This is a genomic window from Melissospora conviva, from assembly GCF_049523535.1.
GTDB classification, from domain to species: domain Bacteria; phylum Actinomycetota; class Actinomycetes; order Mycobacteriales; family Micromonosporaceae; genus Melissospora; species Melissospora conviva.
In genome coordinates this window covers 144,855-160,169 of sequence record NZ_JBLLDT010000001.1, presented here as the reverse complement: position 1 = coordinate 160,169, position 15,315 = coordinate 144,855, and the positions used below count along the sequence as shown (strand labels likewise).

The window sequence follows — 15,315 nt, the reverse complement described above, 5'->3', positions numbered from 1 at the left end:
GGCGGGGTCGCCCCCCTGCCCCGCCCGCCGCCCCTCATACCCCCCGCCCCTACCGGGTATCCGCCCCCCCCCCCCCCGGGGGGGGCCCGCTTCCACATCCGGGCGTTCGCGGGCGACTCAGGCGACGGAGAACGCGCCGTTTCGCAGCAGTGGCACTGTGCGCGAGACCCCGTGGCGGCAGGCGAGATCCACATCGGCCGGGAAGCCCCGCTCGAGCAGCAGCCGCCCTGAGACGGAGCCGTGGATCGCGGCGGAGAGATCCGGGATCCCGGCGAAAGCGGCCAGCGCCACCGCTGCCTCCACGGAGAGATCGCCGGTCGCGCCGACCAGCTCGTCCATGATCGCCGCAGCGCCGAGTTGGTCCTCCACCGCCGGGCGCAGGGTGCCGTCCGGCCAGCGTTCGCCGGAGGCGACCAACCCGATCGGGGCGGCGGTCGAGCCGTACCCCTGGCCGATCAGCCAACGGGCGACGGCGGGTGCGTTGCGCAGACTGCCGGCGATCACCGGAAGCCCGGTCGCGCTCGCCGCCGCGCAGATCACCGAGCCGTTCGGGCTCGGCAGCACCAGGTCCGGCACCACCGGCGCGGCGCGCAGCGCTGCCGGCGAGAGCGACCAGGGCCGCTGCGGCGTCATGTCGCGGCGGCCGACCGCGACCGCCGCGCCGATCCGGGCGGCGTAGTCGGTTGCCTGCTCACCCCAGGGGAACGGGTGCACCCGCATGCCCCGGCCGACGGCGATGTCGACTGCGGTGGTGAAGGAGAGAACATCGACAACAACGAGTACGGCACAGGCCCGGCTCAGCTCAGCAGCACCCGCGAGTCCCCATTCGAAGCGAACTCCGGCGCCGGGCTGAGCGTGGACCGGGCCTGTCACCGTCTCTAGTTGTCGTCCGGGCCCTTGGCCCGCTCCGGCTCCGCCGCCGCAACGTCCACGTCGGCAGTGACAGTGGGCGCATCGGCGTGCACGTCGGACCCTGCGGTTGCGGCGGCGTCCACACCGGCCTCGTCGGTGGCGTCCACATCGGCGTCGGCGTCGGCGTCGGCGTCCACATCGGCGTCGGCGTCGGCGGGAGCCACGGCCGAACCGGCAGCGGTGGCCGCCGGCTGCTCGGCGACCGGTTCCGCACCGGCCGGCTGCGCCGACTGGTCGCCGACGAAGTCGTCCACCACGGTCGCGGACTCCACCGCGCCGGACTCCACCGGGGCGGTGTTCACCCGGGCGGCTTCCACCGCACTGGACTCCACCGCGCCGAAGAGCCGCGGGAAGGTCGAGGTGTACGCCTCGGTCAGCTCGTCGAGACCGATCTGGAACTGGTCACGGATCTCCAGCACCCCGGCGGCCGGGTCGGTGACGCCCAGCGGGGTGAACGGCACGCCGTACTCGGCGCAGAGCGCCGCGAACGCCTTGTCGTGCCCGCGCGGCACCGAGACCAGCGCCCGCGCCGTCGACTCGCTGAAGAGGTACACGAAGGGCAGGGTGCCCTCGGTGTGGTCCTCGGGCAGCGCGATCCGGGCGCCGATGCCGCGCCGGAGGCAGGACTCGACCAGGGCCTGCGCCAGGCCGCCGTCGGAGAGGTCGTGTGCCGAGGTGAGGTGCCCGACCCGACCCGCGGCGGCGATCAGCGCCCCGAGCGCCCGCTCCCGCTCCAGGTCCACCCGCGGCGGCACGCCGCCGAGGTGCTCGTGCGTGACCCACGCCCACTCCGAACCGGAGAGCTCCGCCCGGGTCTCGCCGAGCAGGAAGATCAGGTCGTGGTCGTTGCCGCCGCGAGGCTGGAAGCCCATCGGCACCCGCTCGGCGACGTTCTCCAGCACGCCGAGCACACCGACCACCGGGGTCGGGTGGATCGGCGCGGCGCCGGTCTGGTTGTAGAAGCTCACGTTGCCGCCGGTGACCGGGATTCCCAGCTCGGCGCAGCCGTCGGCGAGGCCGCGCACGGCCTCGGCGAACTGCCACATCACGCCCGGGTCCTCCGGCGAGCCGAAGTTCAGGCAGTTGGTGACGGCGATCGGGGTGGCACCGGTGACCGCCACGTTGCGGTACGCCTCGGCCAGCGCCAGCCGCGCCCCGTCGTACGGGTCGAGCCGCGCGTAGCGGCCGTTGCCGTCGAGGGAGAGGGCGACCCCGAGGCCGGTGCGCTCGTCGATCCGGATCACACCGGAGTCCTCCGGCTGCGCCAGCACGGTGTTGCCCAGCACGTACCGGTCGTACTGCTCGGTGACCCAGCTCTTGTCGGCCAGGTTCGGCGAGGCGATCATGCGCAGCACGGTCTCCCGCAGCGCCTCCGGCGTCGCCGGACGCGGCAGCGTCTCGGCCCGGTCGGCCTGCAGCAGGATCAGGTCGGCCGGCTCACGCATCGGTCGGGCGTAGACCGGCCCGTCGTCGACGAGTGAGCCCGGCGGCACATCCACCACCAGGTGGTCGTGCCAGGTGATCAGCAGCCGGCCGGGGCTGCCGTCCGGCGCCGGTGCGGTGACCTCGCCGATCGCGGTGGCGAGCACGCCCCACTTGTCGGCGATGGCGAGCACCTCGTCGAGCTTCTCCGGCGCGACGACCAGCAGCATCCGCTCCTGCGACTCGCTGGCCAGGATCTCGTGCGGGCTCATCGACGGCTCGCGCAGCGGCACCCGCTCCAGCCAGACCCGCATGCCGGTGCCGGCCGCGTCGGCGGTCTCGGTCAGCGCGCAGGTCAGCCCGGCGCCACCGAGGTCCTGGATGCCGACGACGAGCCCGGCGTCGTAGAGCTCCAGGCAGGACTCGATCAGCAGCTTCTCGATGAACGGGTCGCCCACCTGCACGGAAGGGCGGCGCTTCTCGCTGCCCTCCTCGAAGGTGGCGCTGGCCAGCACCGAGACGCCGCCGATGCCGTCGCGGCCGGTCTTGGCGCCCATCAGCACCACGACGTTGCCGGGACCGGCGGCGGCCTTGTTCTGCAGGCGGTCGACCGGCAGCACACCCAGGCAGAGGGCATTGACCAGGGGGTTGCCCTGGTAGCAGGGATCGAAGACGACCTCGCCGCCGATGTTGGGCAGGCCGAGGCAGTTGCCGTACCCGCCGACACCGGCCACGACACCGGGGAGCACCCGCGCGGTGTCCGGGTGGTCGGCCGCGCCGAAGCGCAGCGGGTCCATCACCGCGACCGGGCGGGCGCCCATGGCGAGGATGTCCCGGACGATGCCGCCGACCCCGGTCGCCGCGCCCTGGTACGGCTCGACGTAGCTCGGGTGGTTGTGCGACTCGACCTTGAAGGTGACGGCGAGCTCGTCGGAGATCTGCACGACACCGGCGTTCTCACCGATGCCGGCGAGCAGCCGGGCGCTCGGCGGGGCCTTCTCGCTGAACTGGCGCAGGTGCACCTTGCTCGACTTGTAGGAGCAGTGCTCGCTCCACATGATCGAGTACATCGCCAGCTCGGACTGGGTGGGACGCCGGCCCAGGATCTGGCGGATCCGCTCGTACTCGTCGTGCAGCAGACCGAGTTCGGCGTACGGCTGGGGGTCCTGCGGGGTGGCGGCGGCCTGCTCGACCGTGTCCGGCCCGGCGGTGGCCGGGTCGTGGGCGTCGAGTGCGGGCTGGCTGGTCACTGACATCTCCTCGTCGCGCCGGATCACGCCGACGCCCCCGTGAGGTGCTTGAGAGCCGAGGTGAAGAACCCGAGGCCGTCGAGGGACGGCCCGGTGAGCGCCTCCACCGCGTGCTCCGGGTGGGGCATGATGCCGACGACGTTGCCGGCGGCGTTGGTGATCGCGGCGATGTCCCGGTCGGAGCCGTTGGGGTTGCCGCCCAGGTAGCGGGCGACGACCCGCCCCTCGGCCTCCAGCTCGTCGAGGGTGCGCGTGTCGGCGACGTAGCGGCCCTCGCCGTTCTTCACCGGGATGAGCACTTCCTGGCCTTCGCCGTACGCGTGGGTCCAGGCGGTGTCGGTGGACTCGATGCGCAGCACCTGGTCCCGGTTGCGGAAGTGCAGGTGCAGGTTGCGGGTGAGCGCGCCCGGGAGCAGGTGCGCCTCGCAGAGGATCTGGAAACCGTTGCAGATGCCGAGCACGGGCAGGCCGCCCCGGGCGGCGTCGACGATCGACTCCATCACCGGCGCGAAGCGGGCGATCGCCCCGCAGCGCAGGTAGTCACCGTAGGAGAAGCCGCCGGGCAGGATCACCGCGTCGACGTCGTGGAGGCCGGGGTCACCGTGCCAGAGCCGGACGGCTTCGCCGCCGGCGATGCGGACCGCCCGGGCGGCGTCACCGTCGTCCAGGGAGCCGGGGAAGGTGACCACCCCGATCCGAGCGGTCATGACCCGACTTCCGCGGTGTCGTCGGCCAGCGTGACGGTGAAGTCCTCGATGACCGGGTTGGCGAGCAGCTTGTCGGCGATCTCCCGGGCCCGGTCCAGGTCGGGTTCACCGGTGAACTCGATCTCGATCCGGCGGCCGATGCGCACCGAGGCGACGTCGTCGACGCCGATCCGCGGCAGCGCGTTTGCGACGGCCTGGCCCTGGGGGTCGAGAATCTCGGGCTTGAGCATGACGTCGACTACGACGCGAGGCACTGGGGCACTCCTGACTCTGTGCGCAGACGGGTGCCGACCCACAACGGGCGAGCGTGGTCAAGACTACCTGCCACAGGTGCCGGTCGACGCACCGCCCGGGCGGCCCTCCCGCAGCTGACCGCCCTCCTGTCGAGCACCACCGCGGCGGTATGACCCAGTTCGTATCAATCATTCAAGACGTTGATTCTTGTAAATGAATCGGGCGCCTCCTAGCGTGTGGGACACCCCCACAAAGGAGGACTTCATGCGCATTCGTCCCCTGCTGTCGCTGGCCGCCGCCGCCGTCGTCGGCGTCCTCGTCGCCCCCTCCGCAGCGCCGGCCGCCCCCGCCGGCCCGGACCCGATCATCGGTGGCGGCACGGTCTCGTCGGCGCCCTGGGCCGCCGCGGTGCTCAGCAACGGCTCCTTCACCTGCTCCGGCACGATCATCGCCCCGGAGTGGGTCCTCACCGCCCGGCACTGCGTCAGCGGCACCATGTCGGTCCGCGTCGGCAGCGTCAACCGCACCTCCGGCGGCGTCACCCGCTCCGTCGTGTCGACCTCGACCCGCTACGACCTGGCGCTGATGCGCCTGGCCAGCCCGGTCAGCACCACCTACGTCACGCTCAGCAGCGCCTACCCGCCGGTCAACTCCACCAACTCGATCTACGGCTGGGGCATGACCTGCTACAGCGGCTGCTCGGCCTCGACCGTGCTCAAGACCGCCACCGTGCGGGTGACCAGCACCAACGTCACCGACGCGTACGGCGGCCGGGCGATCCGCAGCACCCGGATCAACGGCAACGCCTGGCGTGGCGACTCCGGCGGCCCGCAGTTCTACAACGGCGCCCAGGTCGGCGTCGCCTCCACCGCGGACGGCTCCAACATCCAGAACTACGGCAGCGTCGCGTACAACCGGGCGTGGATCACCTCGGTCTCCGGCGTCTGACGCCCGCGGCCCGTACCGTTGCGGCGCGGACGACCGGTTTAAGGCCGGGAGTCCGCGCCGCGCGGTTTTGCGCCATCCGGGCAGGCGAACAAGGTTCGCGAACCTTGACGAAGGGTTCATGCCAGCATCAACGAGTGCTCATCGTCACGACCGACCATTTACCGGGCTACGAGATCCGGCAGCTCATCGGCGAGGTCGTCTGGTCCGAGCCCCGCACCAGCAACCCGTTCCGTGAAGGCGTCAAGAACATCCGGGGCGGTGACTACGACCCAAAGGCGCCCGAGAACCTCACCCGCTGGCGGATGGACGCCGTGGTGCGGCTCGGCGAGGAGGCGCGCCGGCTCGGCGCGAACGCCGTGGTCGGAATGCGCTTCGACTGCCGGCGCGCCGGCGAGACCTGGGTGGAGATCTGCGCGTACGGCACGGCGGTGATCGCCGCGCAGCTGCCGGTACCGCCGCCGCGGCCGGACACCCCGGTGATCGCGGCCGAGACGGCCCAGGCCGGACCGATCAAGCATGAACCGGCCGGGGTGGCCGCACCGGCGAGCGCCCCCGAGCAGGGGACGTCACTGGAGACGCCCACCCCGCGCGACTAGCGGGCGCCGGGACCCGGCGGCACACCACAGGTCCCGGCGGTCGCGCCGGTCAGAGGATCGGCGCCGGGCTGTAGGCGGCGGCCTCCGGGTGGGCGGCGACCACCGCGGCGACCCGGTCGGCGATCGCCTGCACCTGCGCCGGCGCCGCCCCGACGAAGGCTGCCCGGTCGGCGACCAGCTCGTCGATCTCGGCGCGGGTAAGACCGAGCCGGGAGTCGTCGGCCAGCCGGTCGAAGAGGTCGTTGACGGGGGCGCCCCGCTCCCGCATCCCCAGCGCCACGGCGACCGCGTGCTCCTTGATCACCTCGTGTGCCAGCTCGCGGCCGACGCCCTTGCGAACCGCCGCGACCAGGACCTTGGTGGTCGCCAGGAAGGGCAGGAAGCGCTCCAGCTCCCGGTTGATCACCGCCGGGTACGCCCCGAACTCGTCGAGCACCGTCAGGAAGGTCTGGAAGAGCCCGTCGGCGGCGAAGAAGGCGTCCGGCAGGGCGACCCGGCGCACCACCGAGCAGGAGACGTCCCCCTCGTTCCACTGGTCGCCGGCGAGCTCGCCGACCATCGACAGGTAACCCCGGATGATCACGGCGAAGCCGTTGACCCGCTCACTGGAACGGGTGTTCATCTTGTGCGGCATCGCGCTGGAGCCGACCTGGCCGGGCTTGAAGCCCTCGGTCGCCAGCTCCTGGCCGACCATCAGCCGGATCGTGGTCGCCAGCGACGACGGGGCGGCGGCGGTCTGCGCCAGCGCGGCGACGACGTCGAAGTCGAGCGAACGCGGGTAGACCTGCCCGACGCTGTCGAGCACCCGGGCGAAGCCGAGGTGCGCGGCGACGCGCTGCTCCAGCTCGGCGACCTTGCCGGCGTCGCCGTCGAAGAGGTCGAGCTGGTCGGCGGCGGTGCCGACCGGGCCCTTGATGCCGCGCAGCGGGTAACGGGCGATCAGCTCGTCGAGGCGCTCGTAGGAGATCAGCAGCTCCTCGGCGGCCGAGGCGAAGCGCTTGCCGAGCGTGGTCGCCTGCGCGGCGACGTTGTGCGAGCGGCCGGTCATCACCAGGTCGGAGTGCTCGACGGCGAGCCGGGCCAGCCGGGCCAGCGTGGCGACGACCCGGTCGCGGATCAGCTCCAGCGAGGCGCGGATCTGCAGCTGCTCGACGTTCTCGGTGAGGTCGCGCGAGGTCATGCCCTTGTGCACGTGCTCGTGGCCGGCGAGCGCGCTGAACTCCTCGATGCGGGCCTTCACGTCGTGCCGGGTGACCCGCTCCCGGTCGGCGATCGAGGCCAGGTCGACCCGGTCGAGCACCGACTCGTACGCCTCGAGCACCCCGTCGCCCAGCGGCACCCCGAGGTCGCGCTGGGCCCGCAGCACCGCCAGCCAGAGCCGCCGCTCCATCCGGATCTTCTCCTCCGGAGACCAGAGTTCGACCAGTTCGGCCGAGGCGTACCGGGTGGCGAGAACGTTCGGGATGCGCGTCACGCCGCCATTGTTCCGCACCCCCGGCGGGCACCGGAGCGCCGGTCCTGGGGTACGCGCCCCAGCGCCGCCCCGCGCACCGCGGGCCGCCGCGGGTCGTTGGATCAGATGGCCGACCGGCGATCGAGGGGGCACCGTGCTGCTGCGGGACGTGGAGTTGCGGGACGTCGATGCGTACGTGCGGATACGGTGCGACCCGGTGATGATGGCGGAGCTGGGCGGCCCGCTGCCGCAGGCCGGCATCCGCGAGCGGGTCCGGCACGACGTCGCCGCCGCCCTGGCGGACACCGCCTGGATCCGGATGATCGTGCCCGACCCGGCGGCGCCGGCGGTGGTGGCCGGCTCGGTCGTCCTCTGGACCCAGGAGTCCGAGGATGCCCCGTTCTCCGAGATCGGCTGGATGGTGCTGCCGGAGTTCCAGCGGCGCGGCCTCGGCAAGCAGGCGGTACGCCAACTGCTCCAGGAGGCCCACGAGGAGGAGCGCTGGGGTGAGGTGCACGCCTTCCCGTCGACCACGAACGTTGCCTCGAACGCGATCTGCCGCACCCTGGGTTTCCGGCTGCTCGGCGAGCAGGACAAGCCTTTCGCCGGCCGGCTGCTGCGGGCGAACCACTGGGTCGTCGACACCCGCGACGGGCTCACCTGAGCGCAGCGACGGGCTGAACTGGAGCCCGTCGTGCCGCCCGCGCTCCGCCGGCGGGCGCGCGGTGGCGTCCCCTGCCTACACTCGCCCCAATGATCACTGCTCCCGGGCTCCGCTGACGGCTCGGCCATGTCCCTCTCCTGGTTGATCTGGCCGGCCGGTCTCCTGCTGCTGCTCGGCGCCGGCTTCGCGGCCGGGCTGCTGCCCGCGCTGCGCACCCGGCAGGCCCGGCGGGCGGCGGCCTGGACGGCGGCGCGGGCCGCGGTGGAGAGCGCGGCGATCAGCCGCGACGCCGCGCCGGAGCCGGTCCCGGCCGCCGAGGAGTTGCTGCACCGCGCCGAGCTGATCGTCGCCGCCGGCGGCGGGCCGTCGGCGGCCGCCACCGCCGCCGAACAGGCGCGTCGCGCGGACCGGATGTGGCGCGGGGACACCGATGCGTAGCCGCGCCGGGGAGATCCTGCGCCGGAGCCTGCGCTGGCTGCTGCTCGCCGTCGCCGTGGGCGTCCTGGTGGTCTTCCTCGCCGTCCAGCAGCAGAGCGCCGAGGTCAGCTACGGCGAGTCACCGACGCGAACGGCCGACCGGGAAGCCGCCGGCGGGCCCGGCGGCGCGACACTGCCGTCGGTGGCGGAGATGACCGCCCTGGTTGCCGCGGAGAAGGTGGTCCGGCTGCCCGGCGCGATCGCGCACTGGGACACCGACCGGGTCCGGGCGGCAATCGGCGACGCCGATCTGCGGATCCTCGTCGCCCCACCGGGTCTGGACGAGGAGCAGCGCGAGCAGGTCCGGGCCGTCGAGAACGCCGACGTGCGGATCTACGGCACCGATGTCACCGGCGGCATCTATCGCAGCGTCCCCGACACCATCCCCGGCTGGCGTGCCCAGCTCGCCACCGGCGACGTGACCGACCAGCTGGCGCATCTGGTGACGGCCCTCACCGAAGGCTCCGGGCACTCCGATGTGGACACGCTCAGGTGGCGGGAGCCGAGCCGCGCCGAGGTGGAGACGGTCGCCGCCGATCTGCGTACGGCCGGCTGGCACGCCGCCGCCGGCGCCACCCTGACCGGGGTGCCGACCGCCGGAGCGGGCGCCTTCCCCGACGCCGACGCGCTCTACGTCGCGCTGCCCCGGCAGGCGTACGGCCGGCCCCTGCCCCGGTACGGCCCGGCGCTGGCCGAGCTCTTCCCGGACCGGCCGATCGTCGTGCTGTACGGGTCCTGGGTGGAGTACCACGGCCCCGGCGCGACCGAGTTCGCCGACCTGGCGGCGACCAACCTCTACGCCCACCTGGGCGAGCGGCTGAGCCGGTACGAGTACGGCCAGGACCAGGTGCTCGGCGCGTACCTCGCCCGGGTGACCGACCTGCGGTACGCGGGGCTCTTCGACCGGCCGCTGCCGTACACGCCCTTCGACCCGCTGCGGGTGACCCTCCCCGCCCTGCCGTGGATCTTCGCCGGCTGCGTGGTGGCTTTCCTCGTCCTCTCCGCCCGGTCGCTGCGCCGTCCGGTCCGGACGGCGTCATCGGCGTCCGGACCGCGGTCGAGCGGATCGGCCCGGCTCACCGCCCTCACCGCGGTCGCCTTCGAGCTCTCCGGCCTGACCGGCCGGCAGGGCGATCCGGCGCTGGCCCGGGGCATCGTGATGCTGGAAGCGGCACGGCAGGCGCTGGCGGAGGCGGCCCCGCCCCGGCAGGTCCGGCGGTTGCTCGACCGGGCCGCGGACGAGCTGGACGAGGCGGCCCGGGACTTCCCGGGTTACCGGCCCGGCGCGCTGCACCGGGAGGACCCGTCATGAGAGGACCGGCCATGAGCAGGGGCGGGCTGCGGGTGCGGCTGACGGCGTTCCTCGCCACCGGTTTCGGCATGACCACGCTGGCCTGCGTGCTGCTGGCGGGCTGGGCGCTCTGGTCGGCCGGCGTCGGCGACTCGACGGCGGCCCGGCAGGTACGGACCGGGTCGGTCTACGTCGCGCCCGGCGTCGACGTGGACCGTGCGGCGGCCGAGCAGATCATCGGCAACCGGCGGCTCGTGGTGCTGATGCTCCCGCCCGGGGCCGACCGGCGCGGCGCCTGCGCCGAGGTCCGACGGGCCGCCGCCGGCACCCTCGTGCTGGTCCTGACGCCGACCGGGGACGGCTACGACCGGTACGCCTGCTTCCTGATCAATTCAGACGACGAGCACTTCGGCCGGGCGCTCGCGGCGGAGGAGATCATCGCTCGCGGCGTGGATGCGATGGCGGGCAGGCCGCTGGAGGCGCTCAAGGTCGTGGTGGTCAACTACGACCTGCTGGTGCGGGTCGGCACCATCCCGGACGGCGCCCGCACAGTGAGCCCCGCGCTGCCGCGTTACCTGATAGCGGCGGCGGCGGTGCTGGCCGTCGTCATCGGCGCGGCGGCCGTCTGGGCGACGGCGCGCCGGGCCGGGCGCCTGGCCGCTGCGCGGCAGGTCCGGCAGGACGTGGCCACCGACCGGCGGAAGGTCCTGGACGCGGCCGTCACCGCCGTCGCCGAACAGATCATCGACCTGGACCAGCGGTTCACCCCTGCGGGCCGTGGAGGGCGGCGGCACGAGACGACATACCGGAATCTGGCGGCTGACTACTCGGGCCTGCTCGCCGACGCGGCCGGCCGGCCGCTGGACGACGCCGACCTGGACCGGCTGACGCGCGAGGTCGAGGCGCTGAGCAGACGGTGCCGGGAGCTCGCCGCGCGGTAACGGGGACCCGCTCGGCTAGGCCGCCTGAACACACGGCATATCGGACATAACCAAATAAGGCAGCATCTATACTGCCAAATGATAACTTCCCAGCATGCAGAGTAGCTTGCGGAAGAAGACAGGACGTTTGGGCGGCATGCTCGCCGCCCTGGTCATCGCGATGACGATGACTCCCCTCCTCGGCGCGGCGCCACCGGCGCTCGCGCAGGACCCGAATCTGGCGACCCTCGTCGTGAACAAGGGCGGTGACCGCGACGCCCCGCAGACCGTCGCGCCGCTCGCCGGAGCCACGTTCGGCTTCTTCGCAGGCACCGCCGGCACCCGTCCGGCACCCGGCGCCATCCCCACCTATACCTGCACCACCGGTGCCGACGGCTCCTGCTTCGTGGACGCCACGCCCCGCTCCGGCGGGGGCCAGGGGTACTGGATCATTGAGCAGAGCGCACCCGCGGGGTGGGACATCGTCGGCGACCTGAACGTCGGAGGCGACGACCCCACCGAGAGGGACTACAACGGCGTGTTCACCGGCGGGGTCCTCGCCGGCGTGTCGTACCAGTTCCCCCAGCTCACCACGGGCAATTCGAATCCCACGGCTCGCGGTCCGGTCTGGGCCGACGCGCGCGACAACCCGGACCTGCCGGAGTCCTGCGGATTGAACATCGCCCTGCTCATCGACGTATCCGGCTCCATCGAGCCCTTCCTCGACACCGTCAAGGACGCCGCCAACACCTTCGTCGACGCGCTGACTGGCACGCCCTCGCAGATCGCGCTCTTCTCCTTCTCCGACACCGGCAGCCAGATCCTCACCTCTACCCCCGTCTCGACCCCCGCCGGCGCCGCGATCGTCACCGACGCCGTCGACGCGCTGACCGCCGACGGCACCACGAACTGGGACGACGGCCTCTGGCAGGTCGCGGCCGCCGTCGCCGACTTCGACGCGGTGGTGATGCTGACCGACGGCAACCCGACCGTCTCCGGCCCCACCGGGTCCGGGCCCGGCAACTTCACCCGGTTCACCGAGATCGAGCAGGGAATCTTCTCCGCCAACGCGGTCAAGGCCGACGGCACCAAGGTCGTCGTCGTCGGCGTCGGCGAAGGGCTGAGCGGCAGCACCGCCAACCTCCAGGCCATCTCCGGCCCGGTCGAGGGCAGCGACTACGTCCAGACCGACTTCGCCGAACTCGCCGACGTGTTCCGCGACATCGCCCTCGCCACCTGCGCCGGCACGGTCAACATCGTCAAGCAGGTGATCCCGGCGGGCGGCACCGTCGACGACGCCGTGCCGACCGGTGGCTGGACCTTCAGCACCACCTCGGCCGACGTCACCCCGGCCAGCGGTCAGACCGCCAATGGCACCGGCGCGGTCAGCTTCAGCGTCGACTTCGGCAATGACGAGACCCGGGAGGTGACCTTCGCCGAGACGTTGCAGCCGAACTTCACCCTCATCCAACAGGATGGTTTCAATGCCGCCTGCACGGCCGACGGCGCACCGGTGGCCGTGACCAACAACGGCGCGCTCGGCTTCAACGTCACCGCCACCGTCAACGGCATCGTCAGCTGCACGGTCATCAACGAGGCGGAGGAGCAGATCGCCTCGGTACGCGTGGACAAGACCTGGATCATCAACGACGTGGAGTACGACGATCCGCTCCAGCCGGCGCAGTTCCAGGCCGATCTGGAACTCACCGGGCAGACCGACCCGCAGTGGTCGACCGTCTACGCCGGGTACCTGGCGGGTGACGACGTCACCATCGGGGAGACGATCGACGAAGCTCTGCTCCCCACCGGCTGCACGGTGGACACGACCGGCACCGGCACCGAGACCCTCGTCGCGGGCCTGAACACCTTCGAGGTGGTCAACATTGTCGAGTGTGTCACCGAGCTGACCCTGCTCAAGTCCGTTGTCAACCCGTTCGGCGAGCCGGAGCCGGCGACGTCGTGGACGCTGTCGGCGTACCTGCCGGACGGGCCCAGCCCGGACCCGGCCTTCAGCGGCACGACCGGAGTCACCAGCGAGGTCCCGCCGGACGTCGTCATCGCGATGGGTGAATCGTCGGTCCCGGGCTACACCCAGGACGTCGTCCCGGGCGCGGTCATCGTCCCGCCGTCGACCGGCAGCTGGTTCTGCTCCCTCAACCCCAACGAGCCGGGTTCGACAATCGGCGGCGAGAACGGCACGGTCGTGCTGACCATCGGCCAGCAGGCCTCGTGCACGGCGACCAACACCGCCGAGCCGGCGACGCTGACGCTGGTCAAGGAGGTCGACAACACCAGTGGCGGCACCGCGACGGCGACGGACTGGCTGCTTGAGGCGACCCCGGAGCAGACCGAGACCGCGACGCCGATCAGTGGCCGCAGCGGCGAGCCGTCGGTGACCGGGGTGGAGGCCGTCCCGAACGTGGCGTACACGCTCACCGAGGACGACGGGCCGGCCGGGTACGACTTCACCGGCGTCACCTGCGTGCTCACCGGCACCACCGAACCGCTGCCGACACCGGGCAACGTGCTGACGCCTGACGTCGGGCAGGACATCACCTGCACCTTCGCCAACTCCGACGTGGCCCCGCTGCTGACCCTGGTCAAGGACGTCGTCACCGGTGACGCGGACCCGGCGGCCTGGACGCTGCGCGCCGTACCGTCGGAAGGGGCGGCGATCGAGGGCAGCTCCGGCAGCCCCGAGGTGACCGGGGTCGAGGCGCGGAGCAACGTGGCGTACGCGCTCTCGGAGACCGGCGGGCCGGAGGATTACCGGCTGAGCTCGATCGACTGCGTGCAGGGCGACGGCGGGCAGGTGCCGGTGGTCGACGACGCCGTGACGTTGCAGCCAGGGCAGGAGGTTGTCTGCACCTTCGCCAACCGCAAGGGGGCGCTGCCGGTCACCGGTAGCAGCATGTTGCCGCAGGCGGCCCAGGCCGGGCTCGGCGCGGTCCTGGCCGGCCTGGTGCTGCTGGTCGCCACCCTCCGCCGACGGCGCATCTTCAGCGCCGGCTGAATCCGGAGCTTGAGCGCCGGCTGATCCGGCACCACACAGCGGGGTCACGACCACACGGTCGTGACCCCGCTGCGCGTTCCGCCGGCCGGCACCGCCTGTCCGCTGCGGCGCCCGTTCGGCGGGTGCCTGCGGTCAGCGCTCCAGGATCGCGGTGACGCCCTGGCCGCCGGCGGCGCAGATGGAGATCAGGCCGCGGCCGGAGCCCTTTTCGGCGAGGATCTTCGCCAGGGTCGCCACGATCCGCCCGCCGGTGGCGGCGAAGGGGTGCCCGGCCGCCAGCGAGGAGCCGTTGACGTTGAGTTTGGTCCGGTCGATCGCGCCGAGCGGGGCGTCCAGACCGAGCTTGGACTTGCAGAACTCCGGCGACTCCCAGGCCGCGAGGGTGGCGAGCACCTGCGAGGCGAAGGCCTCGTGGATCTCGTAGTAGTCGAAGTCCTGCAGCGAGAGCCCGGCCCGGGCCAGCATCCGCGGCACCGCGTACGCGGGGGCCATCAGCAGCCCCTCGTCGCCGTGCACGAAGTCCACGGCGGCGGTCTCGGAGTGGCTGAAGTACGCCAGCACCGGCAGGTTGTGCGCCTTGGCCCACTCCTCACTGGCCAGCAGCACCGTCGAGGCGCCGTCGGTGAGCGGGGTGGAGTTGCCGGCGGTCATGGTGGCCCGCTCGGCGTCCGGCCCCTTGGTGCCGAAGACCGGCTTGAGCTTGGCGAGCTTCTCCAGGGTGCTGTCGCCGCGCAGGTTCTGGTCCCGGGACAGCCCCAGGTACGGCGTTACCAGGTCGTCGAAGAAGCCCCGCTCGTACGCGGCGGCGAGATTGTGGTGGGAGGCGAGCGCCAGCTCGTCCTGGGCCGCCCGGTCGATCTCCCAGCGCAGCGCGGTCAGCGCCGCGTGCTCCCCCATCGACAGCCCGGTACGCGGTTCGGCGTTGCGCGGGATCTCCGGCTTGAACGGCTGCAGCGGCCGCAGTTTCGAGGCGGCCTTGAGCCGCTGGCCGAGCGTACGCGCGGAGTTGACCTCGATCAGCGTGCGGCGCATCTGCTCGTTGAGGGCGAGCGGGGCGTCCGAGGCGGTGTCGACGCCACCGGCGATGCCCGAGTCGATCTGCCCGAGGGCGATCTTGTTGGCGACCTGGATGACGGCTTGCAGCCCGGTGCCGCAGGCCTGCTGGATGTCGTACGCGGGGGTGTGCGGGTCCAGTTTGGAGCCGAGGACCACCTCGCGGGTGAGGTTGAAGTCGCGGGAGTGTTTGAGCACCGCGCCGGCGACGACCTCGCCGAGGCGCTCGCCGGAGAGGCCGAACCGGGCTACCAGCCCGTCCAGCGCGGCGGCCAGCATGTCCTGGTTGGACGCGCTCGCGTAACGCGAGTTGGAACGGGCGAACGGGATGCGGTTGCCGCCGATCACCGCGACCCGACGAATGGTCTGCACGGT

13 protein-coding genes are annotated in these 15,315 nt (G+C 72.4%); 7 read left to right on the top strand and 6 right to left on the bottom strand.

Going from position 1 to position 15,315, the window contains the following annotated elements; genetic code table 11:
* Positions 1 to 117: 117 nt before the first annotated feature.
* Genes ACK8GG_RS00810 through purS form a run of 4 tightly spaced genes read right to left on the bottom strand, consistent with a single transcriptional unit; the run spans position 118 to position 4,545 of the window.
* On the bottom strand, positions 118 to 873 hold the full coding sequence (locus ACK8GG_RS00810) for a 2-phosphosulfolactate phosphatase (protein WP_440354476.1): 756 nt from the start codon (positions 871 to 873) through the stop codon (positions 118 to 120).
* 5 nt (positions 874 to 878) lie between these two features.
* On the bottom strand, positions 879 to 3,584 hold the full coding sequence (gene purL / locus ACK8GG_RS00805; protein ID WP_440355279.1) for a phosphoribosylformylglycinamidine synthase subunit PurL: 2,706 nt from the start codon (positions 3,582 to 3,584) through the stop codon (positions 879 to 881).
* A 23-nt stretch (positions 3,585 to 3,607) separates the two neighbouring features.
* Positions 3,608 to 4,291 (bottom strand): phosphoribosylformylglycinamidine synthase subunit PurQ, encoded by a 684-nt coding sequence (purQ, locus tag ACK8GG_RS00800; protein WP_440351461.1) that lies wholly within the window; start codon positions 4,289 to 4,291, stop codon positions 3,608 to 3,610.
* Positions 4,288 to 4,545, bottom strand: coding sequence for a phosphoribosylformylglycinamidine synthase subunit PurS (purS, locus tag ACK8GG_RS00795; protein WP_440355278.1), 258 nt, complete (start codon positions 4,543 to 4,545; stop codon positions 4,288 to 4,290). The genes purQ and purS overlap by 4 nt, the downstream gene beginning before the upstream one ends.
* Positions 4,546 to 4,789: 244 nt before the next feature.
* Between purS and ACK8GG_RS00790 the strand changes: the two genes are divergently transcribed.
* Together ACK8GG_RS00790 and ACK8GG_RS00785 are read left to right on the top strand one after the other, a co-directional pair.
* Positions 4,790 to 5,473 (top strand): S1 family peptidase, encoded by a 684-nt coding sequence (locus tag ACK8GG_RS00790; RefSeq protein WP_440351459.1) that lies wholly within the window; start codon positions 4,790 to 4,792, stop codon positions 5,471 to 5,473.
* 134 nt (positions 5,474 to 5,607) lie between these two features.
* Positions 5,608 to 6,069 (top strand): YbjQ family protein, encoded by a 462-nt coding sequence (locus ACK8GG_RS00785; protein WP_440355277.1) that lies wholly within the window; start codon positions 5,608 to 5,610, stop codon positions 6,067 to 6,069.
* Positions 6,070 to 6,118: 49 nt separating this feature from the next.
* Here ACK8GG_RS00785 and purB read toward each other — a convergent pair whose 3' ends face one another.
* Positions 6,119 to 7,543 (bottom strand): adenylosuccinate lyase, encoded by a 1,425-nt coding sequence (gene purB / locus ACK8GG_RS00780; protein WP_440355276.1) that lies wholly within the window; start codon positions 7,541 to 7,543, stop codon positions 6,119 to 6,121.
* 133 nt (positions 7,544 to 7,676) lie between these two features.
* On the opposite strand from purB, the gene ACK8GG_RS00775 reads away from it, so the two are divergent.
* The 5 genes from ACK8GG_RS00775 to ACK8GG_RS00755 all read left to right on the top strand — a co-directional run bounded on the left by ACK8GG_RS00775 (position 7,677) and on the right by ACK8GG_RS00755 (position 13,887).
* Entirely contained in the window at positions 7,677 to 8,186 is a 510-nt protein-coding gene (locus ACK8GG_RS00775) for a GNAT family N-acetyltransferase (RefSeq protein WP_440355275.1), read from the top strand.
* Positions 8,187 to 8,312: 126 nt separating this feature from the next.
* Positions 8,313 to 8,624, top strand: coding sequence for a DUF6403 family protein (locus tag ACK8GG_RS00770; RefSeq protein ID WP_440355274.1), 312 nt, complete (start codon positions 8,313 to 8,315; stop codon positions 8,622 to 8,624).
* Positions 8,617 to 9,975: a hypothetical protein gene (locus ACK8GG_RS00765; RefSeq protein ID WP_440355273.1), complete on the top strand. Its 1,359-nt coding sequence runs from the start codon at positions 8,617 to 8,619 to the stop codon at positions 9,973 to 9,975. The genes ACK8GG_RS00770 and ACK8GG_RS00765 overlap by 8 nt, the downstream gene beginning before the upstream one ends.
* A gap of 11 nt (positions 9,976 to 9,986) precedes the next feature.
* Entirely contained in the window at positions 9,987 to 10,895 is a 909-nt protein-coding gene (locus ACK8GG_RS00760) for a hypothetical protein (protein WP_440355272.1), read from the top strand.
* Positions 10,896 to 10,989: 94 nt separating this feature from the next.
* The gene (locus ACK8GG_RS00755) at positions 10,990 to 13,887 is read left to right on the top strand and encodes a VWA domain-containing protein (RefSeq protein ID WP_440355271.1); all 2,898 of its coding nucleotides are present in this window, start codon (positions 10,990 to 10,992) and stop codon (positions 13,885 to 13,887) included.
* A 132-nt stretch (positions 13,888 to 14,019) separates the two neighbouring features.
* On the opposite strand, the gene ACK8GG_RS00750 is transcribed toward ACK8GG_RS00755, so the two are convergent.
* Positions 14,020 to 15,312 (bottom strand): acetyl-CoA C-acetyltransferase, encoded by a 1,293-nt coding sequence (locus ACK8GG_RS00750; RefSeq protein ID WP_440355270.1) that lies wholly within the window; start codon positions 15,310 to 15,312, stop codon positions 14,020 to 14,022.
* Between the last annotated feature and the right edge of the window lie 3 nt (positions 15,313 to 15,315).